Raw genomic sequence first — 24,196 nt, 5'->3', positions numbered from 1 at the left:
CGGCGGCTGTGCGCTACGAGTTGTTATTGGTGTCGCCCTCCTCTTCCGGGTCGACCTGGTCGGTGATGTCGACGGTGCGGCGGTACTCGGGGTGGTCTTTGTCCATCTGGATGGCGAGGTGGACTGGAGCGGGGTAGCTGGTCCGGCCTTCCCAGGACAGGGCGTGATGGCAGAGTCGCGCGGCGAGGACGGCGTAGCGCAAGGGGTCGGTGTCGTAGTGGGCGACGAGGATCTCAGTCGGGGTGTGGGCGTACCAGGTCTTGCGTTGCTCCGCGCCGGTTGCGCTCCATCGGGTGTACTTGCTGCCGGCACGGCTGTGGACGGTTCCACCGTCGAACTGCCGTGGGACGTTGGACAGGACCCAGGTGTCCTTGGCGTGATCGAACTGGTAGAGCGCCCGGGTGGTCTTGACGACCGTTCCTATCTCTCTGCCATCGACGAGCTTCGGCCGGATCACCTGCACCGGACGCGGGATCTCGGCGGAGCCAGAAGTGACGCGAACGATGGCGCGTGGGCGGTGGAGTCGTGGGAGCCGAAGGCCGGGAAGCAGCGGGCGGCCATCGACATTGCCGGAGTCGTCCGGTTCGCGTTCGAGGTTCTTGTTGGCCAATCTGGCCCACAGGCTTCGGGCGTTCTCACCCGACACGAAGAGCACGTAGCCGGCGCCACCGGCGATTGCCTCGGCAAGCTGGGCAAGGGCAACGTCGACGGCCTCGACGAAGTCGGCGTCCGTCCGTCGCCCCTCCGGGAGCCGGTTGGCGCGGAACGCGACGTTGGCGCCGGTGTAGTCGAGCCATCCGGTCCGGCCGCCTCGTGGGTGGGCTTTCGGTACGTACGCCTTCACCCTCCAGTGCTCTCCGTTGGGAAGCAGGGCGACCAGTGACCAACTGAGCCGCGGTTTGCCGAATCGGCGTAGTTCTCCGCGCTGCTCGCGGACGTGGAGTCCGACGTATGCCATGGGTTCTGTGGTGCCCAGGCGGCCGTACGAGAGTGCTCGACCGAGGCGTGGGTGTACCAGCCCTGCGGTACGCAGCATGTCGGCGACGGCGTTGTGACCGGCGTGGTCGCGCCGGAGTGCCTGTCCGAGGGCCGTGAGGGGGTCCGCCTCTGCTTCGTCGGTGAGGAGGTCGGGGTTCAGCGGATCGGTGATGTCTTCATCGTCCGTGGTGGGTACGTCAGGCTCGCCACTGTCCGCATCAATCTGGTCGGCGCCGGTGGCGAGAAACTGCGCGGCGACCTTTCGATCGGCCAGGAGCCGACTGACGTGCGGCTTCGCATCGGTGAGGTCCGGGCTCGTGACGCCGCTGTTCGAGCGGCGGGCGAGCTTCCGCAGCTTTGCCCATTCTTCTTCGTCGTACGCGGTCTCGCACAGCGCCACCGTTCGGGTGCCTTCTGGCGCGTCGATGCCGATCAGGGCGTCGACGAGTGCTGGGCGCTTGTCGTGCTCTCCGTGGTCGAGTAGGTCGCCGGCGGGTTGCATGATGACTTCGACGCGTTCGGCGAGGCGTACCTTCGTGCCGACCTCGATGCCCTGTTCGGCAAGGTCTGGCCTGGCGAAGTGGTAGGCGAGCAGCCGCTGGATCCGGCCTCGGGTGTGGTCGTTGCGGTACAGCACCAGGATCCGCAGGGTTTCACAGCCCGACGCGGTGACAATCGAGGGCAGCTCATCGGGGTGCAGGAGTTCGGTGTCGCGGCCGTGGTCGAGGCGCCGACGGTCGGCGTTGGAGAACTGGTGGCCAGCCACGTTGTGTGCGGTCACCGGCTCGGTGCCCAGCACCTCGGTCATGTGCGCGCTCAGCTCCCGTACGAGATGCATCCCGACGCCTCGTCCGACCGGGAACCGTACCGACTTGGGTACCAGGGCTCGCACCGGGCTGGTCTTGCTGGCCAGGTCGAAGTCGGTGCCCACGATCGGTGTGGGCTGCCCGCGGAGCTGTGCGAAGACCTTCAGCGCGACCCGCGACGAGTATTCGATGGCGCGGTTCTCCAGGCCGATGACCAGCAGCGGGGCACTCGCGTCGCGCTGTTCGAGCCACGCGTTGCCGGCGGCGTTGGCCCAGCGGGTCAAGCGGGAGACCTGCGGCTGGACCACCACGACGGGCGAGGTGATCCAGGGCAGGGTCTTCATGTTCAGCTCGACCCGGAGTGTGGCGTAGGAGGGCGGGCCGCTCGGCTTCCACCGGCCTTCCCACAGCAGTTCGGGATCCCAGACGATCAGGTTGCCGTCGGTGTCGGCGCGCAGGTGTACCGTCCGGCCGTCGATGGTCCACGGTTGTTCGGCGTGCGCGATTCGTCGGGCGATTTCCCAGGTGGCCGCGGCGTACACCCAGCTCGGTGCGTCGGGCTGGCTGCCGCAGTGGGTGACGTGGTCGACGAGCCGGGCGGTGGTCGGCTTGACCTTGCTGATGAGGTCGGCGAGCTTGCTGGTGAAGGAGAACCGGATGTCGGCGTCGGCCACCTTCAGCACGGCCTGGTGCCATACGGTGATCGCGTCGTGTAGGTCCTCGGGCTTGAGCCGATCTCGCGTGATCATCCGGAAGGGTGGGGCCGTCTTCGAGGTGGGATCGAAGTTGACGCTGGTGCGGCCGACGGCGCGTAGCGCGGTGGCCAGGCCGGCGTATGGGAGGTTGCCCTCGGATCCGGTGGCGCCGTAGAAGTCTTCGCGGACCTCGTCCCACGCCTGCCGGATGCGGTCTGAGAAGTCGTAGACGTGGACCGTGCCGAGTAGGTCGGCGGTCATCGGATACGCCAGTAGGGTCAGCTTTTCGGGTCCGGGGGTCACCTACGCTCCTGTCACGGTCGGGTGTAGTCGATGCCGGCGAATTCCAGCCAGGACCCCAGCGTGGAGCCGTAAATCCGGTCAAGGGCGGCCTGGTGGTCCGGGCTGAGGCTGTTGTAGTAGTAGCGAAGCAGGCTCGGCAGGTCGCTGCCGAGGGTGGCGTCGTGGAAGGCGTTGTCCACCAGGTACAGCCGGACCGGTGTGCCGCCGCGGCGTGCGCGGCCGGCGAGCTGGATGAGGTCGACGAGCATGCCAGCGATCGCTTCGGCCTTGAGATACCTGGGAAGTCGGCTAAAGCGTGGGTCGCTGGACAGCAGTGTGAACAGTCGGCCGAAGGCGGCGCGGCGCTGCGCGGCCAGCACGATCGCCGGATCCTGGCCGGGTTCACCCACGGCCAGCGCGGTGGCGTTCACGCTGGCCAGAATCTCCGCGGGCGCGTTGAGTTGCATGACCGGACGTACGCAGACCCAAATCGATGCCAGCGCCGAGCGTTGGGTGCCGGGCACCAGGATGTTCAGGCCCCGGGCCACCAGGCTCAGCGGCGCGGTGCACACCTTCACGGCTGGGTACTTGCGGGGCAGATCCTCCAGGTCGTCAACGGTGATCCGGACGACCCCACTGGGGATCGACGCGCTAGCCGGTCCGGGTTCCTTGGGCACGACCACGGCAACCCAGCCCGGCTCTGCGACCAGCCGGGCGATACTCGCGCCGAGCAACGCGGCTTGCGGGTAGGAGTTGCCGACAAGCAGGCAACGCTCGCGGTCCGGATCGGACTCGGCCAGCGCACGCAGGTGCTGGTCGAGGCGCTGCTCCCACAGCATCCTGCCGAGATCCTGAATGAGGTCGGCCTTGCGGCGTTCCAGTTGTCCGCCCACTGACAGCGCTCGATCACCGTCAAGGGCTTGGCCCGGCAGGGTGGTGAAGGCTCCGGGCGCGGCGTCGGTCATCGCGTAGGTGGGCTCCGCGTGGATGTGCTCGCGGGCAGCGCCGGGGAAGAACGCGGTCGCCGACAGCCCCAGCACAACACGCCGCACACCTGCCGCAGCCAGCGCCACCACGTCGCCAAGCCGCGCCACCGTGGTATGAGGATCGCCGGCAATCGCCTGCACCGACAACTGTCCACGCGGCACGCCGTCACCAGCCCGGTCGATGCGGAAGCCGAACAGCAGATACCCCAGCGGTCCATACGGGATGGTGGCGTGCTGCACGAAGGTGCCGAGCTGCTCGACCAACGCACGGGCGGCCGGTAGATCGGTATCGGGCGCCCCAACCGCGTACGTCAGAGCGGTCAGCGACTGGTGCAGCGCACCCAGCCAGGTGCGGACCAGAAGCGCGTTGACGACCTCGCGGCGGATCTCCTCGTGGGTGGGCTCCTTCACCGGCTTCCTACGGTCTGACTTGGGTGACTGTGCGACCGGGACGTCCTTGGCCGGCGTCGGCTGCTCGCGCCCGTCCGGGGCAGATGTCTGCATCCGTCGGGCCGTTGCGCGGAGGATCTTGCCTACGATTGGGTGGAGGTCGTCTTTGACCTCGCGGATGCGGTCGATGCCGTCGTCGTTGCTGACCAGGGTCCGTAGCCGCGCGGCGACGGCGGCCATGTCCTTGGACAGGGCGACTTCGTCGTCCGCGCTGCTGTCGGGGAACAGGGCGTTGAACTGGTTGTAGACCTCGCGTGGTACCTCGTCGGTTGCCTGGTCGACGCCGAACAGGTGCATGAGCAGTAGCCGGTCGTTGGACCCGGGAATGTGCCAGCCGGAGCCGTCGCGGTACTCGTCGTTGTCGAGCCAGCGCGCCGCCTCCAGCCACAGGTCGCCTTCGAGCACGTAGTTGAGGAACTGATCGGCCAGGAATGTGGTGCGTGACAGCGGCGGGAGCACGTTGCGGTCCTGGCGCGGCAGCAGCATCACCCGTTGGGCGTTGAGCTGGGCCAAGGGAAGGTCGGCCAGGCCGGTGTTCGCGGCCAGGATCAGCTGCCGAGCACCCGAGTCGAACATGCTGCTCTGGAAACGGTCGATCTCGTCGATCACCAGCACCGGGCAGCGGCGCATGACCAGCTCCAGCACGCTGATCCGCGCATACGTTTCATCGTCGATGCTGACCGGCAGGCGCACGGTGCCGTGAATGAGGTTGTGATGGTTGGTCACGATGATGTCCGCGCCAGCCGCGTCACGGATTCCTCGGTGCCGGTCGCACACGCTCAACCGGGGGCAGACGTGCCGCTTCGGCTTGCCGCGCGTCGTCGCCGGATCATCCGGTCCCGGCTGGGGCAGCAGCGAGGTGCATGGCTCGTTGCCATGCTCGGGAGGTGGGCCATCGACCAGCCACGCGGGCAGCGCGCAGCCGTAGGCCAGCCGGTCAAACCGGTGCCACTCGTCGCGGGACGCGGCGTGTACGGCCTTCTCGTGCACGCGCGAGGCAGCGATCAGCGTCGCGCACCGCAGCGGGCTGCCCAACGCGTGAAGATCCTCGCTGAGGTCAGCACCGGTCTGCCGGGCGTGGGCGTCTTGCTCTGCGATGCTGTCGGCCGTGTTCTGGGCTTCGTTGATCGTGCCTACGACGATGGCCACAGGGATACCGCGCCGGGCTAGATGGATCGCGAGCAGGCGGGTCAACACGCTCTTACCCACACCGGTGGGCGCGTTGAACAGCCGGATCTTCCCGCTGCGCAGTAGCAAGTCGCTGACCGGTACGTCGTCGAGCTCTTTGACCCCGTCGAACAGGGTTTCGAGCACGTTTCGCTGCCACGGGTCGCCACGGCCTGCGGCGTCGAGTTCGTCCGCCAGAGCGAACAGGTCCTCCTTGCCGATCTTCACCACGTCCAGGACGGGGGCGGTCGTGATCACGATGGGGGCGACTTCCGTTGCCGCGATGTCCTCGGGCAGCTCGACCACGGACTCGCCGCGAAGTCCGAATGTCCATCGCCCGCCGGACGCCACCGGGTGCGGGCGTCTCGTTTGCAGGTACTTCGCCTCGGCCTCGCTAACCAGTTGCTCGGCAAGGTCCAACGGCTGCTGACCGTGCCGAGGCAGCAGATGCCTCACTTGCGATCGTGGGACGTCGGCCGGTAGCGCGTACGGGCTGTCCGGCCGGTACACCAGGTCGCGGGCCGTCTTGGTGAACCGGCCGTGGGAACCCAACTCGTTGTTGCGGATCCGCAGGAACCGTCCAACCAGCCGTCGGACGCGGTCGGGCTGGTGTTCCCAGTCGTCCCAAAGGTCGACCCGGCCGGAGGCGAACATGTGTGCGTGATCGAGCGACGCCAGTCGGCGACCTGCGGCGTCTGTGGTCGGGCAGAGCGCCTCCGCCAGGGCGCACGCGATCTGTGCCGCAAGCTCCTGCAATCCCGGGCCGGTTCCGCTCACCTCTGTGCCGCCTTCCCGCTGGTGAGTTCGGCGATCAGGCCGGAGCCGGTCAACACCCGGTAGCCGCGCCGGCCGATCATTTTCTGGAGAAGCTCGCGACTGTTTCGCTGGTGGTCGGGGATCACGATGATCAGACCGGGTTCGGCCGGATCGGTGTCCTTAAGTGCGTCGCCCAGCTTGGTCACCGATGCCCATGCTTTGGCGTCCACCTTCCACACCCGGCCGCCCAATGAGATCTTCAGGTCGTAGCGGTCCTTGTGCGGCCACATCGTCACCCGCGCTCCGAGCGATCGGGCGTGGTCCCGCAGTCCACACTCCAGCAGCCCGGGGAGCGTCACGTAACGCCACGTGGTGCGCGCGAGCGCCAGGTGCTCGGCCGTGGCGGGCGTCGCCCGCACTGGTGTCGCGGCGGCTCCCGCCGGCTGCAAGCGCGGTGCGCGATCCGCCGCCCGGTCCGGGTTACAGGTGTAGATCACGCCGTCGCGGGCATGCGCCTCGCAGCGCACCTCCCACACCGCACCGGCCCGGTTGACCCGCATGGGCCACCGGCAGAGCGGACATGCGAACCAGTACCCGCGGACCTGACACCACGACCACGCGCTGACCGGCTCATAGAAGTCCAGTTGGCTCAGCATCCCGTCCCAAACCCGACGGAGCCGGATCAGCTCCCCGGACGTGTGCCGAACCAGCAGCCCCCGCACTTTCGCGTACTCCTTCGGGGGTAGCCGCCGTAGCACCTCGTAGACCCGGCGCTCCTCCTGCTCGGCACTCACCCGCGCCCACGACCAGTGCTCATCCCAGGCCGCACGAGGCACGAGATGTTCCAGGCCCAGGTCAAGAGCCTCGTCATGCAACTGACCCGCCTCGTCGAGCAGAACAAGATCCCCCACCTCGTCAGCCGGAATGTCGCCGGGCAGCAGCAGGCGCACCGGGCCGGCTAGACCCCGCCGGAACTCGGCCATCGACGGCGCTCTCGTCGTCCGGTGCGCGGAAGCCAGAACCCCCAGGCAGTCCATCAGGAGCTTCCCCCGCTTGCCGGGAGGTAGAGCCTCATCGCTGACCGCCGCGGCGGCCAGGCAGCACGCAGTCACTGCCTGATCGCGCCGCACACGATCGACGTCAGAGAGTGCGGTCTTCACGACGCGTGAGGGTACGGGACAGGACCGACACTTCTGTGGTGGTTCGCTCGGACGGGTGATACCGACATATTGACCTCGATGTCGAAAGGTGCGGGTAAGGCGACGTCACGAAGACGGGATCGCAATGACCTCGACCTGGATGCCCCGGGTCTCCAGGTGCTGGGCGAGGCGGACCAGGGTGACCTGGCTGAACGTGAAAAGGTCATCGACGCGCAGCTTGTCTCGCCCGCCGATCGCGAGAACGACCTTGGCGGGTATCTCGGGCGCGGTTCGCTTTCCCTCGCTGAGGACGGCGATCTTCTGCACGAGCGCGCGTCGCCCTTCGGCGTCGTACAGGAGTTGCTCGATGGCGACGTGGACCTGCGCGAACAGGTGACTGGCGTCGTCGGACCCACGAAGCCGCTTGACGTGGATGAACTCGTCGTCTGGTCCAAGCAGGTCGCAGTGCTCGATACCCCGCGGGTGTACGGCGGTGTGGATCAGCTTGCGGTCGAGAACCAGGTACCTCCGATCACGGCGAGCGACGAGCTTGTTGTAGTCCTTCTCCTCCTGCCCCTTGCGCCAGGCGGGCAGGGCCAGGGCGGACCGGTTGGCGAGGATCCGGGCCGCTTCCGCGCGGACCTGGCCCTCGTAGTCCTGGGCGACCGCGAACCATCGGCCGTCGTGAAAGAAGTAGAGCTTGTCGTCGATGCGAGTCTCGAACGCGATCCATTTGAGGGCCGGGATCTGCGGGCTCAGCTGTGTGTCGTCGTCAGCCATGAGCATGACCTTGACCGTGCGGAACAGGTCGAGCGGGTTCCGGGACGGCCGCTCTCCGGCGATCTTCTTAAGCTCGTCGATCGACAGCCACGGCAGCGTGACATTCTCGGCGCCCGGGACGTGCAGCAGTCGAACGGTGTCGACGGCGCCGAACTCGTCGGACTGCTCCCACGGCCAGCCGGTGCCGAGCCGCTCGTCGGTCTCCCCGCGCAGGGCATCGTTCAGACGGGCGTCGAGCTTCTTGCGTTGCGGGTGGCGTGGCTGCAACGGGGTGAGCCGTGTCAGCAGCTCGAGATCGGGGTGGGTAATGGGCTGCGTCAGGGTTGCCCCGACAGCGGCCAAGTCCTTGATCAGTTCGGCCGGATCCCGGCCGAGTGGCAGGTTCAGCGCGTCAGCGCCGCGGATGGTGACCGCTTTGCTGCCGGGCGCGACGATCCCACGCCCCACGACCTTGCTCACGACGGTGCCGAGTTCGGCGAGGCCGAAGGCGCGAACGTCGCCGCCCGTGGGGATCGATCGACGATCGATCAATGCTCGGTGGTCGATGGTGTGCCGGGTGACGGATCGCAGGTCGTCCACGTCGGCCACGCGCGCCAGGTATTGCAGCCCGAAGCCGGGCTCGACCAGGCCATAGTCGAGCAGGTGATGGCCCATGCCGTAGCAGAGCGCGTAGACGTGTCCTTCGACCTTGAGCAGGAGCGCCGCAGCTGCGGTGTCGTTGTGGGCCTCGATGTCGAGGCCGGTGTAGCCGGCGAGGCTATCTGCCCACCGGACCGTCTCGGCGCGGATCTGTCCCGAGAGCAGGAGGCCGGTCGCGCCCGCGACGGTCACCCGCTCGGCGACGAACTCGGGTCGGTCAAGGTACTTGTCGCGGATCAGGGCGTTGAGCGGTGCGGTGCCGGTGAGCCGGTACACGGTGACACGCGCTCGGGAAGCGGGTGTCCGGGGCATCAGCATCTCCTTAAGAAGTCAGGCAACGGAGGTTCGACCGTGACGAGGGCCGATCCGCAAGATCGTTGGACCGGCCAGACGTGAGGAAAGCCAGCGGTTCCAGCCCTGTTCGGCAATCTCTCGCAGAGCATCGACATCGACGGCAGTGACGGTGGGTCCGTTGGCGTAGACCAAGCCCCAGCGAAACCAGGTATCCACAGCCGCTCGGGCAGCGGACAGCGAGCATTGTGGGTTGCTGTCGATGGCTGCAACGTTCACCAGCACCGCCTCGTCTACGGTGATCTGGTCGGCGAGCACCGCCGCCATCCGGCCGCGATAACCACAGCCCTCTGCCGTGGGTGGCTTGCCAGGACTCGTGATCCAGGTCGACTGGCTCGTCAGATGCCACCCGCGCCGATGCGGGCAGCGGTAGACGCGCAGCGCCACGCCGCGAGACCGCGAGCATCGGAGTGCGACCGTGATTGCGAACGTATCGCTGCAATAGGCATGTTTGCCGCAGTTTTTGCAAATCGTGACCACGATGATCCTCGACATGGTGGAGCGCGCAACAAGGTGGTGAACGCACAGCTGTGCGTTCATCGGGAGAAGTTGGGCGTAAGCCCTCGTGACACGTGATCACGACCAGCGCAGAGGGTGTAGCTGGATCGGGACCGAAGTCACAGCAGGCAACGATCACGTCCGGCGAGATTGATTCCAGCGGACCGACCGTGCAATCTCCTGCTTTGGCCGTGATAAGCGGTGATCCTGCCGCTGACGCTTGTGGAAGTGATAAGACCACTTATCACGAGGTTGCTTTGCCCATCAGCCGGAAGCCGCTAGAGTTTCCTTCCACGCCCAGAGCAGTCGGAAGGAGGCGAAGGTGGCAGCGTACGTCTCATCTGGACAAATCGCCCGCTATGCGGGGACACGACGGGCAACGGTGAGCAACTGGCGACGCCGTCACCCTGATTTTCCGGCTCCGGTTAGCGGCACCACCGAACAGCCACTTTTCGACGCCGAGGCGGTCGCGACGTGGCTCGACGGGCGACCGCAGCGGTCAGGTGAGCTTGACAGTCACCCCGCCGCGCGTACATACGGCGATGTGTTCCGCCACAACCTGAATGGTTCGGCTCACGGCAACGAGCTTGAACCGGGTGCCTTCCTGCAACGTGGACTAGAGCTGCTCCTCGCGTACGAGTCCGAGACCGCCGAAGCGTTAACCATCGAGACCGCTGAGCAACACGTGGCGAAGACCATCCAGCAGTTGCGGTCAGATCTAGGCCCAGCCCGAGCCGCCGAGCAGCTCTACGTCCTGGCTACGAACAAGGGATGGTCCGGCGCACGCTCAGAAACACCTCGTGGCATCTGTGAACTGATCGCCAACCTCGTGCCGGAGATGTACGCCGGATGGGACACGCTGAGCGTCACCGAACTGGCCGCCACGACGGGCAGGCTCCTGGCAACGACTGCCGACGCCGGTGCTCGCGCACTCTCGTTCTCCCGGGCGGATCCCAGCCAGCCGAGTCTGCTGCGCCTGCGCTTGCTCTGTCACGGTGCAGAAGCCCGCGAGGCCGAAGCCGTGTCTGATGTCGTGCTCGCGGACCCACCATTCCAGCCCGGCGAACACGCAGATAGCCCTGATCAGCCGCTGCAATGGGCCCTCGCCTCCGCTGACTGGCTCGCTCCCGGCGGCTTCGCACTTATTGTTGTCCCTCAGTGGGTGCTCAGCCGCAGGGGCAACCTGCCCGTCGTCAAGGCGCGCGATGCGCTGCTTCGTCAAGGGCGCCTGCACGCCATCATCCAGCTTCCCCGCAGCGTCTACCCGAACGTCGTTGGCGCTGATCACGCGTTACTTGTGCTCCGGGACCCCGGCAGCAGCCGGCCGCTAGCTGTCACCATCTGCGATGCCGACCAGATCCACCGGGAACACGGCGAGGGATGGATCGGCGAGACTGTCCGACTCCTCGCCGGCCCAAAGAGCGGCCGTGGCAAACCGCCGTGCGTCGATGTCGCACGCTCGCACCTCAACTCCGCCTCATCCCTCGTACCTGCGCACATACTCGTCCCATCGACCAACGCTGACGAACGTCTTACCCAAGCACGGCAAGCCCGTGCTGCGGCGACGCGCGTGATAGAAGCCGAACAGGGCGAGGTCCTCAAGGTGCTGGACCGGATCACCTTCCGGCCCTCCAGCACAGAGCCACGCCACACCACCGTCGGAGAGCTGCTGCAAGCCGGCCAGCTCATCCACCTGCGTGGTCACCGAATCACGCCCACCGCCATCAGCCGCAACGGCCAGCGCATCGTCGGCCGGGAAGAACTCCTCGGCCAGCAGCCAATCGGGATCCGACGCGTCGACCTGGCCAACCTCGCCAGCCACAATGCGGCCACCCTCACCGAGCCTGGCGATGTGCTCCTGCTCGCCGACCCCTCCCTGCCCGTCATCGTCGACGACGACGGCGGCAGTGTTCTCATGTTCCCAGCCCAAGGTCTACGCGTTCCCGGACACCGCAAGCACGCCAGCACCTTCCGCGACGAACCACAGAAACCCTGGATTGGCCCCCACGCCCTTGCGGCGCTGCTGCGCGCCTCCCGCAACGCAACCCGCACCGGCCGATCACACGTACGTCGTTCCGGCCTGCTTCAAATGCAACTGCCATACATCAGCGATACCGCCCGCGACCGGCTCGACGACGTCCTTTACCAACTGCACGAGGCCACCCAACTGGCCCGTGACAGAGTCGCCGTCCTGGAGACGCTGCAGGCCCGCATCGGCGATGGCATCGCCGACGGAGCCTTCACGCTTGGCCCCGACGAACTAGCTACGCCGAACAACCGACGAGGGAGATGACTGTGCCGCCACGCACGCGCAAGCCGGCCGACGACAAACCGGCCGACCTAAAGGACATCCTATGGAAGGCCGCAGACAAGCTGCGCGGCAGCATGGACGCCGCCGAATACAAGCACTTCGTCCTCGGCCTCATCTTCCTCAAGTACGCCTCCGACTCCTTCGACGAACGCCGTAAAGAAATCGCCCAGGAGTTGGAAGCCGAGGATATTACCGGTGACCGGCAACTCGGCCTTCTCGAAGATCCCGACGAATACGCCCGCAAGAACATCTTCTGGGTCCCTGCCGGTGCCCGCTGGGCCACCATTGCCGAACGCGCCAAGACCGGCGCGGGTGAGGCAACGGTCGGCCAACTACTCGACGGCGCGATGCGCGCTATTGGCGAAGCCAACGCTGACCTCAAGGGCGCCCTGCCTCAAGGGCTGTTCAACAGTCGGGGTGTCGACGCCCGCCGCTTGAGTGAACTCGTCGATCTCATTAACAAGCTTGGATTCAAGGACGAAACTGGCGCAGACGGCAAGCCTCGTACGGCCCGCGATCTGCTCGGGGAGGTCTACGAATACTGCCTGGAGAAGTTCGCGCTCGCGGAAGGCAAGCGCGGCGGCGAATACTTCACCCCCAAGAGCATCGTCAAACTCATCGTCGAAGTCCTCGAACCGCAACAGAAGGACCGTGTTTACGACCCGGCATGCGGCTCCGGAGGAATGTTCGTCCAAGCCGAGAAGTTCATCGAAGAACATGGCGGAAATCCCTTCGACATCTCGGTCTTCGGACAGGAATCCAACAAGAACACCTGGCAATTGGCGAAGATGAATCTTGCCATCCACGGCATTAGCGCCAACCTCGGCCCTCGCTGGGGCGACAGTTTCCACGAAGATCAACACCCAGATATGCGCTTCGACGTCGTAATGGCCAACCCGCCGTTCAATATCTCCGACTGGGGCGGCGAACGCCTACCGTTCGACCCCCGATGGGAATACGGCGTTCCACCGGTCGGCAACGCCAACTACGCGTGGCTTCAGCACATGGCCCACAAACTCTCTCCGAAAGGCCGCGCAGGCATTGTGCTCGCCAACGGCTCTATGGCCAGCAAGCACTCTGGTGAGGGCGACATTCGTCGCAAAATGATCGAAGCTGACCTGGTCGCGTGTATGGTCGCCCTGCCCGGCCAGCTCTTCCGTTCCACTACCATTCCGGTCTGTGTGTGGTTCCTTGCCAGAGACAAGAGCCCAGGTCGTGGCCGGAGGCTCATCGACCGCACCAATCAACTTCTATTCATAGACGCCCGCAGCTTTGGCAAGATGGTGGATCGAACGCTGCGCGAACTCACGGACGACGAGATCAAGCGTGTCGCCGACACGTACCATGCATGGCGCGGCACCGACCGCACCATTGACTACGCCGACGTTCTCGGATTCTGCAAGTCCGCCTCTTTGGACGAGATTCGCGAGCACGATTTCATTCTCACTCCGGGGCGATTTGTCGGAACGAGGCTGGCAGAATCTGATGACGACGAACCCATCGAGGACAAGATAACGAGACTGACGAAGGAGCTCTACTCGCACTTCGATGAGGCAGATCGCCTCGAAAGCATCGTGCGCGAACAGCTCGGGAGGATCGGTGCCTGAGTCAGTCGTAACTCCGCTTGGAACCTCCTTGCCTGCTGGTTGGCGACTCGAACGGCTGGGGCCATTGTGTTCGAAGATTGGTAGTGGTGCTACACCCAAGGGTGGGGCAGCCGTGTACGAGGTACATGGGACGTCATTCATTCGATCCCAGAATGTCCTCGATCACGCGTTCCTGCGCGACGGTCTCGCCTTCATTAACGGGTATGCCGCCGACAAGCTGCGAGGTGTGGCAGTGGAACCTCGCGATGTCCTTCTCAACATTACCGGAGACGGGGACACAATAGCACGTTGCTGTGTTGTTCCAGCCGACGTCCTTCCCGCAAGGGTTAATCAGCATGTCGCCATCATTCGGCCAGGGAACGAGCTTGTCCCGGAGTTTCTTCAGCGCTACCTCTCGCATCCATTGATTCGCGAATACATGCTCAACCATAACTCCGGAGGATCACGGCGCGCCCTAACTAAGGGGCACATCGAACGATTTGAAGTCGTCATACCGCCTGAGGCCGAACAGCGTGCCATCGCAAGCGTCCTGGGAGCCCTGGACGGCAAGATTGCGATCAATGAGCAAATCGCGCAAACCGCATTGAACCTTGCCGGTGCAATTTTCGACCGCGCGGCAAAAGCCGAGGTAATGCAACTCGGAACAGCGGTTGACCTAGTCTACGGCAAGGCTCTTCGCGACTCGGAACGCCGACCCGGCGAGGTCCCAGTGTTCGGCTGCACTGGCCGAATTGGATGGCACTCAGACGCCCTGACGTCCGGTCCAAGTGTCGTGATTGGACGGAAGGGCGCAAACGCAGGTTGCGTTTCGTGGTCGCCAACACCATGCTGGGTGATCGACACGGCATTCTACGCCAAGCCGAAACTCGGCTACCTCTCACCGGAACTCACCTATTTCTTGCTTCGAAATGCTGGGCTGAGTGAGTTGGTCGGGGACTCGGCTGTCCCCGGCCTGAATAGGAACATTGCAGCGACAGAACGCGTCTCCCTTCCTGCGGAATCCGAATGCCGCAGCCTCACAAGTAAACTCGCTCCCCTGCTGCGGCTAATGGCCGCGAGCGTTGACGAGACTCGATGCCTATCGGCCCTTCGGGACATGTTGCTGCCCAGGCTGGTCTCCGGTGCGCTCCGAATAAAGGACATAGATCGACTGCTTTCCGTCTAACCCTGGTTGAAGAGACTTACGCGGCCCAAGCAAGACCGGACGAACGGATGGTGACGCATGGCCGATGACTCGACCTTCCCGCGCGACCCGTCGGAGGCGGAGTGGGAAGCAGATGTTGTTGAGCAGCTTGGCGACTGGTGGCAACACATCGATGGCGTCGAACTGGCACCACGAGGTAGGCCCGACGCCGCCCGCAAGTTTTCCGGTGAGCGCTGGCGGTGGGATGACCTGATCCTCTACCGCCGGCTGCGGGACGCGATCGCGCGTATTAACCCGCAGCTTCCTGAGGAGGTCGTCAGCGAGGTCGTTGACGAGTTCGCCAAGCGGGAGTCTGCCGACGCATTCCACGAGCGGCATCGGCTGCACCGGCTGCTGACCGGTGATCTGAAGGTGACGTACGAGGACCCGGTGTCGGGTCAGACGCGCACGGAGACCGTGTGGGTGATCGACTTCGTCGACCCGTACGCCAACGAGCTTGTCGCGGCGAACCAGGTAACCGTCAAGGACGGCAAGCACTCTCGGCGGCTGGACGTTGTTGCCTACGTCAACGGTCTTCCCCTTGCGGTGTTCGAGCTGAAGGCTGCGGGCGCGAAGGAGGGGTCCCGCGAGGCGTACGACCAGTTGATGACCTATCGGCGTGAGTTCGGGGCGGGCGCGCTCGCCCTGCCCGTCTTCGCCGTGGCCAGCGATGGCATCACCGCCAGGCTCGGGACCCTGTTCACGCCGTGGGAGCACATGGCGCCGTGGGACGTCGATGCAGACGGCCATCCGGTGAACGTGTCTGATGGCTCCGCACTGGAGACGATGATCGCCGGCGTCTTCGACCCAGCTAAGTTCATTGACCTTCTGGCGAACTTCACGTCGTTCTCGCGGGAGCGTGGCGGTGGCGTCGACACCGTACGGGTCGCGAAGGCGCACCAGATGTTCGCGGTGAACAAGGCGATCGACAAGACGGTCACTGCGGTCGCGAGCAACGGCAAGATCGGCGTCGTGTGGCACACGCAGGGCTCCGGCAAGAGCATGGAGATGGTGTATTACGTGGCGAAGGCGATGAAAGAGCCAGCGCTGCGTAACCCGACGTTCGTCGTGCTCACCGACCGCATCGACTTGGACAGTCAGCTTTATGCGACCTTCGCTGCCAGTGAGCTGACGCCTGAGCGGACGCTCCCGCGGGCTGAGACCAAAGAGCAGATCCAGCAGTTGTTGGCCGACCGGCCGTCGGGCGGCATCGTCTTCACGACCCTGCAGAAGTTCTGGCGCACGAAGGAGGACCGGGAGAACAACGTCTACTTCCCGACGCTGTCTACCCGACGCAACATCATCGTGATCGTCGATGAAGCGCACCGCAGCCACTACGAGAACATCGAGGGCTATGCACGTAACCTTCATGACGCGCTACCCAACGCTGCGTTCATCGCCTTTACTGGCACGCCAATCTCAAAGGTGAACGCGAACACCCGCTCCGTGTTCGGCGACTACATCGACGTCTACGACCTCGGCCGGGCGGTGCGCGACGGCGCCACCGTCCGGGTGTTCTACGAAAACCGGCACATCCCAGTGCACCTGCCTGAAGGCAAAGAGCCGATCGAGTTCGATGAGGAAGCTGACCTGCTGACCTCCGATCTCGACCCCGACGAGCAGGCGGAGGTGCGTCGGGCATTCGCCCTCTACGAGGACGTAGTTGGCGCACCCGAGCGCGTGACGAAACTAGCCGGCGACATCGTCACGCACTGGAAGGCTCGCCGGGCCGACATGTTCGCCCTGACCGGAAACAACGGCAAGGGCATGATCGTCTGCTACTCGCGGAAGATCGCCGCCAGCCTGTACCAAGAGATCACCAATCTTGAGCCCACCTGGCACTCCGACAACGACGCCGAAGGACTGATCAAGGTCGTCTACACCGGCAGCGCCAAGGACTCCGCCCTAGTCGGAGCGCACAACCGCTCGAAGGGCGAGATACAGAAGATCCAGCGCCGGGCCACCGACGACACCGATCCGCTGGAGTTGGTCATCGTGCAGTCGATGTGGCTCACTGGGTTCGACTCGCCGCCGCTGCACACCCTCTACCTCGACAAGCCGATGCGAGGGGCAGCGCTCATGCAGGCCATCGCTCGCGTCAACAGGCGATGGGGCGAGAAGCCCAGCGGACTCGTCGTAGACTTCCTCGGCATCGCAGACAACCTGACCAAGGCGCTCGCGGAATACACCACCGCCACCGACGCCGAGCCGCAGAAGTCCATCGGCGAGACGACGGAGGCTGCGGCCGACATGGTCATCGAGCTGTGCGGGATTCTCAACGATCAGCTCAGCGGCATCAACTGGCGGGCGACCCGTGACTCCGGCCGCAAGAAGGCATTCCTCAAGGCCGCGCTCGATGTGGTCGACTACCTGAAACGGCCCGAGCCGGATCCGGAAGACGGGAAGCCTACACTGGCCCAGCGCTACGCCGACACAGCGCGCAAGCTCGCGCAGGCATACAGCAACTGCTCCCGCTCCTCGCGGCTGCGCCCCTTGCGGCCCGACATCGAGTTCTACAACGCCGTACGCCAGTACCAGGCCAAGCTGCGTGCCGAGGAACGCGCCGAGAGCGGCCTGGCGAGCCGTGCCGATATCGAACTGGCAATTCGCCAACTCACGGCCAGCGCGGTCGCCGTCGACGAGGTCGTTGACATCTACGAGGCGGCCGGCATCCAGCGTCCCGACCTGTCCCACCTGGACGAGGACTTTCTGCGTAGTCTCCGGGAGAGCCAGCGTCCTAATTTGGCCGTCGAGGCGCTACGGCGTGCGATCGCACGAGAGATACGTGTCGTGCATCCACACAACGTTGTTAAGCAGGAAGGTTTTACCGACAAGCTGCTCAAGACCATGGAACGCTACCGGATGGCGGGTCTCACCGCAGCGGAGATCATCGAGGCGCTGGTGCGTCTGGCGAAGGAAATCTCAGCCGACCGCGGCCGGGCCGCTGAACTCGGACTGACCGAAGACGAACTCGCGTTCTATGATGCCGTCGCCCAAAACGACTCCGCCAAGCAGCTCCTCGGGGATGCGGTGCTCGCCGACATCGCCAAAGCCTTGGTCCAAGAGCTGCAAGACCTCCCGCGAGACTGGCACATCCGCGACCAGGCGCAAGCACTCGTCCGGAGCAAGGTCAAGCGACTGCTTGCGAAGTTCGGTTACCCCCCGGACGCGCAGCAGGCCGCGGTTGACCTCGTACTGAGGCAGACCCGTACCTACATCGAAGACCAGGACGTCTGACCGCTGACCGCGAGCTTGCACGGGTGACTCGTGGTCCGGGGCGGCCAGCATGAGGTTAGCCCCGGTATCGGGCTGGCTCGCTCACGATCATGGGTTCGGACTCCGGGTGCCTGATGCAGGCACATGCGCCCCGAGCAGTGGCGTGCGTCAGCAGGGCCGGAGTTCGGCCACCGGTTCGGGCGCCCGAGTCTGGTCGCGGCCACCTGGCTAGGCGCGACCGGGCTGCCAGCCTGCACGTCTGTGAATGTCTTTGCCTAGCCGGACATCGATGAGTAGTTTGGTCGCAACTTACAGTGGTGACCTGAGTCTGGGGGCAGGCGTTGCGGATCTTGTCCTTCAAACCGGGTCACGACGGTACCGTCGCCTTTATCCGGGACGGCGTGTTGGAGTTTTCGATCGAGGCGGAGAAGGACTCGTTTCCCCGGTACGCGGATGTGACGCCCAGCGCGGTGCTGGACGCGCTCGACCTGGTCGACGACGTTCCGGATGTGCTGTGCCTCAGTGGGTGGGTCAAGGGGTTCCATTCGATGGACCGGCGGCTCGGTGCTGGCTACTTCGGTTGGGACGGCCAGCACACGCAGGTGGGTGAGCGCCGCGTGTTCGGCAAGCACGTGCGGACGTTCTCGTCGACGCATGAGCGTTCGCACTTGTTGTCCGCGTACGGGATGTCGCCGTTTCCGCAGGGCGAGCCGTGCTATGCGCTGGTGTGGGAGGGCAACATCGGCTCGTTCTACGAGATCACGCCGGACGTCACCGTGATCCGGGTGGCGGACGTGATGGAGGACCCGGGCAACAAGTACCAGTACATCTTCGCGCTGGCCGATTCCACGACCACGGCGGTAAACGGCGGGTTCAGGTTTTCCAACGCCGGCAAGCTGATGGCGTTGGCGGGATACGCTGACGGCTCGCCGATCACGCCGGGCGAGCTTGACCTCATCGACTGGGTCCTGTCCCGTCGCTCGATCCTGTTGACCAGCCCGAAGAGCGAGCTGGCCGCATCGCCGTTCTACGACGCGGGTGTCACGTCGCAGGCGTTCGCCAATCTCGCCGCGCACCACTCTGCCACGATCTTCGACTCCTTCTACAGGGTGGCCCATACGACGCTGACCAAGGGGTACCCGTTGCTGATCGCCGGTGGCTGCGGGCTGAACTGCGACTGGAACAGCCGCTGGCGCGAGTGCGGCCTGTTCGCCGAAGTGTTCGTACCGCCGTGCCCCAACGACAGCGGCTCGGCGATCGGTACGGCCATCGACGCCCAGTGGTACTTCGAGGGCAATGCGAAGGTCTCCTGGAGCGTGTACAGCGGAGCGGACTTTGTCGAGGACGTGCCCGTGCCGGACGCGTTCACTCGACACCCGTTGGATCTGACTCTGGTGGCCGACCTGTTGGCCCGGCGCCTGGTGATCGCGTGGGCTCGGGGGCGGGCGGAGATCGGCCCGCGGGCGTTGGGCAACCGATCCTTGCTGGCGGCTCCATTCGACCCCGACACCCGGGATCGCCTCAACGTGATCAAGCAGCGCGAGCCGTACCGCCCGATCGCGCCGGTGTGCCGGGAGCAGGACGTGTCCGCCTACTTCGATTGGACCGGGCCGAGTCCGCACATGCTGTTCTTTCAGCGGGTGCGCGATGGCCGACTGGGCGCGGTCACCCATGTCGACGGTACCGCCAGGGTCCAGACGGTGGCGGCGCACGAGAACCCGGTTCTGCATGACCTTCTCGGCGCGTTCGCCGCGCGGACGGGCGTGGGGGTGCTGTGTAACACCTCGCTTAACTTCGCGGGTCGCGGCTTTATCAACCGCACGAGCGACCTCGTCGAGTACGTGGGTGAGCGGAGCATCGACGGGTTTGTCATCGGCGACCACCTGTACGTGCGGTCCGATGCGGGAGGTGGCTGACGCGACGATGGAGGCGGGCACAGTGGCCGATCAGGTCGACCAGGCCGAAGGGCAGTTGGGCGAGGTGCTACGGCTGTTGCGCTTGGAGGCGCGCATGTCGCAGCGGGATCTCGCGCTGCGGATCGGGTTCCACGAGCACGCGGTGTCCAGCTTCGAGCGTGGGGAACGCGCGCCCAGTGCCCAGTACCTGACCGGGTTCATCAGCGTGCTACGCCTGCCGGAGGCTGCCGCCGATGGGATTTGGCGGCTGTATCGCCGGGAACCGCAGTCAGCGTTGATGCACTCGCCTGTTGTGGCCGGCGAGGATTTCCCGTGCCCGTATCGCGGCCTGGCCGCGTTCCGGCAGGCGGACGCCCGATTCTTTCACGGGCGTGATGCGGCGATCGCGCGGATCACTGGAAAGCTCGACGCCAGTCCGCTGGTCGCGGTAGTGGGTGCGTCGGGTAGCGGCAAGTCGTCGGTGGTGTTCGCTGGGGTCGTTCCTCGGCTGCGCCGGTCAGCGGAGTGGGACGTGGTGTCCTTGCGGCCCGGCCCCGACCCGTTCGCCGCGTTCGCCAACGCACTAAGCCCGCAGGATACGGGTCAGCACGCCGATTCGGCGACCGAGGTGTCCACAGTGACCGAGGCGTCCATCGCGGCGGCGCTCGATGTTCGTACGCGTCGGTCGGGCGCGGGCGCAACGACGCTTGTGGTTATCGACCAATTTGAGGAGCTGTTCACTCACGGTGCCGCTCCGGCCGTGGTCGACGGCTTCCTGACCTTGCTGGTGCGCATGGCCGCAGCACGTCGTCGGGTGCCGGTGAAGGTGGTGCTGACGTTTCGGGGTGACTTCTACGGCCAGGTGATCGCCCGCCGCGACTTCTCGGACCTGTTGCAGGACAACGTGGTTCACCTGCCGCCGATGAGCCGCGCCGAGCTGCGCCAGGCGATCGTCGAGCCGGCTCGCCTTGTCGGTCTCGCGTTGGATAGCGGCTTGGCCGATCGGATCCTCGATGACGCGGGTACCGAGCCGGGCAACCTGCCGCTGTTGGAGTTCGCGCTGACCCGGTTGTGGGACATGCGGCGGGGCATGTCGTTGACGCACAAGGCATATCAACAGATCGGACACCTTGCCGGTGCGATCACTGCCCGCGCTGAAGAGGTCTACGTCGGTCTGTCGCCCGAGCAGCAGTATGCCGCGCGGCAGCTGCTGGTGCGGCTGGTCCAGGTCGCGCGTCCGGAGGAGGACGGCAATGACGCCCGCCGCCGCACTCCCATCGTGGAGCTGGCCTCGCTGCCGCGGGTGGACGTGGTGATCGGGGCGTTGGCCAACGCCCGCCTGGTCGTCACCGATGCTGACTATACCCTTGGCCCGACAGTCGAGCTGTCCCACGAGGCGATCATCCGGTCCTGGGAGCGGCTTCGTGTGTGGCTGGTTGAGGACCGGCAGTTCCTGCTGTGGCAGCAGCGGGCACGCCAGTGGCTCGCCGAATGGCGTCACGCCGCAGGTCACCAGGATGCCCTGCTACGTGGCAGCCTCCTGGAGGAGGCGCAACGCTGGTTGGCGGTCAAAGGACGCGATGCCGTCGCGGCGGACCTGCTTGACTACGTCGAGGCGAGCATTCGGGAACACGATGAAGAGACCCGCCGCCAGGCATTGAGTCGCATCGACCAACTTCTGAGCGTGGTGCCGCGGGAGGTACTCGAGGTCGCCGAGACATTCGCCGAGGAGAGCGAGGATGTGCACGCCGTGTTGCGCGGCCGGCTGGAGGGTGGGGCGGCAGGGCAGCGGTGGCGGGTGCGCGTCGCGTTACTCAGTACGGATCCGGCCCAGGCCGAGCACCTGATCGCGGAGGTTGGCCAGCTGTGGCCGGACGAGCTGATCGCGGTCCGTGACGCAGTGCGCCCCTTTCGCGCCGCGCTGCTGACCCGGCTGTGGGACATGGCCACGGCAGACGCGGTGGGCGCCCGGGAGCACATGTTCAGCGCCGTCTTGCTGGCCGACTTCGCGCCCGACGACGAACGGTGGCCGGCCTTCGCGATGGGCGTGGCGGCCCGGTTGGTCGGCCAGAATCAGCTGCACCTGCGTGTTTTCGTCGACGGGCTGCGGCCGGTACGCGAATGGTTGTTCGAGCCGCTGCTGGACGTCTTCGCCGACACCACCGAGCTGCGCGCTGCGGCCCAGGCGACCACAGCCGCGATTCTGCTCGACCTGGCCGCCGACCAGCCTGAGCTGCTCGCCCGGATGGTGGTCCACGCCAGATCCCAGAACTTCGAACAGATCCTCGACGCCCTGCAGAACGTGTCGACACCTGCGGCGGTCGAGGTCCTGCACGATGCCGCGCATACCGCCCCGGTCGGGGCGGAGACCGAAGCGCAGCGGGTCTGGACCGGCCGCCGCCGGGCTACCGCGCTGTGCGCCCTGCTGCGGCTGGGCTCCCGGCCCGACCTGGACGACCTTTTCGCGCCGGCGTCCGACCCCGAGCTGTTGACCCAGTTCACCGTACATGCGCAGCGGCTGCTGGTATCCGCCACCGACCTTGCTGGCCAACTTGCCACGGTTGCGGGCAGCCGAGCCAAGTACACGCTGCTGCTCGCCATGGGCCAATACCCGCCGCCCGATCCGGCAGCGTCTTCTGCCCGTGCTATCTCGGCCAGGGTTGCCGACTTGCGGGGCGACGACGACGCGGGCGTGCGCGCCGCCGCGGTGTGGCTGCTGCGCCGGTGGGAGGTTACCAGCGGCCAGCCGGCGCCAAGGGCACCGTATGACCCTACGGGGCGGCGTCGATGGTTCACCGTGGACAGCGGGAACGAGTCCATGACGTTCGTGGTGGTGCGGCCGGGTCACGTTCTCATGGGCTCGCCGGATGACGAGGCCGAGCGCAGCGACTACGAGTCGCCCCGCCAGCCCGTTACCCTGACCCGGTCGTACGCGTTGTGCGAGCGCGAGGTGACCCGCGCCGAGTTTGAACGGTTCATGGCCGCCACCAACACCCGAGGGCTGCCGAACATCGACGAATGGAGCCCGTTGGGTGTCGAGCCGGTCGTCGCCCCCACCTGGTTCGAGGCCACCGCGTACGCCGATTGGCTCAGCACGGAAGTGATCGGTGTGGGGGCGTCGGCGCAGGATAGCCGAGGCGCGCAGCAGTGGCGGTTTCGGCTGCCCACGGAGGCTGAGTGGGAGCACGCCTGCCGCGCTGGGACCTCGACCGCGTACAGCTTCGGCAGTGACCGCGAGCTGCTTGGCCTGTTCGGTTGGTACGCCGACAACTCCGGCCTCAAGACCCACGAGGCCGGTCTGCTGCGGCCCAGCCCGGCCGGACTGTTCAATATCCACGGACAGTGCTGGGAGTGGTGCCAGGATTGGTACGGACCGTACAGCGATCAGCCCCGGGCCGACCCGGTCGGACCGGACGACGGCGATCGCAAGGTGCTCCGCGGCGGCTGCTGGAACCTCGGCCCCCGCTACGCCCGCTCGGCCTGCCGCAACGCCCACATCCCGTCCAACCGCAACTACTACATCACCTTCCGGCTCGCTGTCACCGTCCCCGAGATCGATCCACACTGGACGCCTGACCGGCCCAACCCACTGCCGTGGACCGGACGATGAGACGCCGACGCATCAAGCCCCGCCGCCAGGGCGCCGCCCCGCACCCCGCACGGCCGCGACGACGAGGGACAGCCTGGCCGGCGTCCCGCGTGGGGCTGGCGATCATGCTCGGCGGGATGGCGGTACTCACCGTCGGGCACGTCCACCACCACGGCTGGACCTGGAACGGGCTGCTCGACGACCTCTACGCCAACGTCGGCTCGGAGCTCATCGGCATGGCCTTCGTGATCCTGCTCATCGACCGGTTCGCTGCCCGCCGAGAAGACCAGCGACTACGCCGCCAACTCGTACGTGAGCTTGGCAGCACCGACCGGGGACTGACCGCCCGCGCCGTGATCGAGTTGGACGCACAAGGCTGGCTCTACGACGGCACGCTGGAAGCCGCCCAGCTCAGCGGGGCCAACCTGAGCGGCGCTCGCCTCGAACGGGCCAACCTCCAGACCACGGTCCTCGCCGGTGCTGACTTGACCCACGCCAACCTCTCTGGCGCCCGCATGGCCGGCGCCAACCTCGCTGACGCCGTGCTGGAACGGGCCAACCTCGAAATGGCCGACCTGAGTAGCGCGATCTTGCCGCAGGCGCGACTTGAACGCGCCGACGCCGCCCTGGCCACACTCGCCGGCGCCAACCTCGAAGGTGCGACCCTGCAAGACGCCGATCTCACCGGCGCTGACCTGAGTGGCGCCGACCTGCGCGGAGCCGACCTCACCGGCTGCCGCGTCGGCCGGGCAAGCCTTGACGGCGTACGCTGGAACAGCGCAACCCGTTGGCCGGCAGGCTTCGCGCCGCCACCCGGCCGCGATGACGGCGACATGGTTGATCACGTTGGTGGATGACCGGGTCCGGT

Annotated in this window: 13 protein-coding genes; 7 read left to right on the top strand and 6 right to left on the bottom strand. The window is 66.0% G+C overall.

Going from position 1 to position 24,196, the window contains the following annotated elements; translation table 11 throughout:
• Positions 1-13: 13 nt before the first annotated feature.
• The 5 genes from V6V89_RS28445 to V6V89_RS28425 form a co-directional block, all read right to left on the bottom strand.
• Positions 14-2,782: an RNaseH domain-containing protein gene (locus V6V89_RS28445; protein WP_334622536.1), complete on the bottom strand. Its 2,769-nt coding sequence runs from the start codon at positions 2,780-2,782 to the stop codon at positions 14-16.
• Positions 2,783-2,793: 11 nt separating this feature from the next.
• Positions 2,794-6,141: a hypothetical protein gene (locus V6V89_RS28440; RefSeq protein WP_334622535.1), complete on the bottom strand. Its 3,348-nt coding sequence runs from the start codon at positions 6,139-6,141 to the stop codon at positions 2,794-2,796.
• Positions 6,138-7,103 carry a restriction endonuclease-related protein gene (locus V6V89_RS28435; protein ID WP_334622534.1) on the bottom strand — a complete coding sequence of 322 codons (966 nt, stop codon included), beginning with the start codon at positions 7,101-7,103 and terminating at the stop codon, positions 6,138-6,140. The genes V6V89_RS28440 and V6V89_RS28435 overlap by 4 nt, the downstream gene beginning before the upstream one ends.
• Positions 7,104-7,385: 282 nt before the next feature.
• Positions 7,386-8,990 carry a DUF6119 family protein gene (locus tag V6V89_RS28430; protein WP_334622533.1) on the bottom strand — a complete coding sequence of 535 codons (1,605 nt, stop codon included), beginning with the start codon at positions 8,988-8,990 and terminating at the stop codon, positions 7,386-7,388.
• A gap of 18 nt (positions 8,991-9,008) precedes the next feature.
• The gene (locus tag V6V89_RS28425; protein ID WP_334622532.1) at positions 9,009-9,569 is read right to left on the bottom strand and encodes a hypothetical protein; all 561 of its coding nucleotides are present in this window, start codon (positions 9,567-9,569) and stop codon (positions 9,009-9,011) included.
• Positions 9,570-9,849: 280 nt separating this feature from the next.
• Here V6V89_RS28425 and V6V89_RS28420 point away from each other — a divergent pair, with 280 nt between their 5' ends.
• Complete coding sequence (locus V6V89_RS28420; RefSeq protein ID WP_334622531.1) at positions 9,850-11,820, top strand: hypothetical protein; 1,971 nt, start codon at positions 9,850-9,852, stop codon at positions 11,818-11,820.
• Positions 11,821-11,822: 2 nt separating this feature from the next.
• Positions 11,823-13,445, top strand: coding sequence for a class I SAM-dependent DNA methyltransferase (locus tag V6V89_RS28415; RefSeq protein ID WP_334622530.1), 1,623 nt, complete (start codon positions 11,823-11,825; stop codon positions 13,443-13,445).
• 133 nt (positions 13,446-13,578) lie between these two features.
• On the opposite strand, the gene V6V89_RS28410 is transcribed toward V6V89_RS28415, so the two are convergent.
• Positions 13,579-13,875 carry a hypothetical protein gene (locus V6V89_RS28410; protein ID WP_334622529.1) on the bottom strand — a complete coding sequence of 99 codons (297 nt, stop codon included), beginning with the start codon at positions 13,873-13,875 and terminating at the stop codon, positions 13,579-13,581.
• Between V6V89_RS28410 and V6V89_RS41875 the strand changes: the two genes are divergently transcribed.
• The 5 genes from V6V89_RS41875 (at position 13,789) to V6V89_RS28390 (ending at position 24,185) form a co-directional block, all read left to right on the top strand.
• Complete coding sequence (locus V6V89_RS41875) at positions 13,789-14,610, top strand: restriction endonuclease subunit S (RefSeq protein ID WP_442935235.1); 822 nt, start codon at positions 13,789-13,791, stop codon at positions 14,608-14,610. The two genes, V6V89_RS28410 and V6V89_RS41875, sit on opposite strands and share 87 nt — an antisense overlap.
• A 57-nt stretch (positions 14,611-14,667) precedes the next feature.
• Positions 14,668-17,865, top strand: coding sequence for a type I restriction endonuclease subunit R (locus V6V89_RS28405; protein WP_334622527.1), 3,198 nt, complete (start codon positions 14,668-14,670; stop codon positions 17,863-17,865).
• Between the two features lie 380 nt (positions 17,866-18,245).
• Complete coding sequence (locus V6V89_RS28400) at positions 18,246-19,760, top strand: carbamoyltransferase C-terminal domain-containing protein (RefSeq protein WP_334622525.1); 1,515 nt, start codon at positions 18,246-18,248, stop codon at positions 19,758-19,760.
• Positions 19,744-23,349, top strand: coding sequence for an nSTAND1 domain-containing NTPase (locus tag V6V89_RS28395; protein WP_334622547.1), 3,606 nt, complete (start codon positions 19,744-19,746; stop codon positions 23,347-23,349). The genes V6V89_RS28400 and V6V89_RS28395 overlap by 17 nt, the downstream gene beginning before the upstream one ends.
• Positions 23,346-24,185, top strand: a complete 840-nt coding sequence (locus tag V6V89_RS28390) for a pentapeptide repeat-containing protein (RefSeq protein WP_334622524.1) — start codon at positions 23,346-23,348, stop codon at positions 24,183-24,185. Before V6V89_RS28395 ends, V6V89_RS28390 begins: the two co-directional genes overlap by 4 nt.
• Positions 24,186-24,196: the final 11 nt, after the last annotated feature.

Origin of the sequence: Micromonospora sp. CPCC 206061, assembly GCF_036906915.1 — a bacterium.
Taxonomy (GTDB): domain Bacteria; phylum Actinomycetota; class Actinomycetes; order Mycobacteriales; family Micromonosporaceae; genus Phytohabitans.
This window is presented reverse-complemented; position numbering and strand designations above follow the sequence as displayed.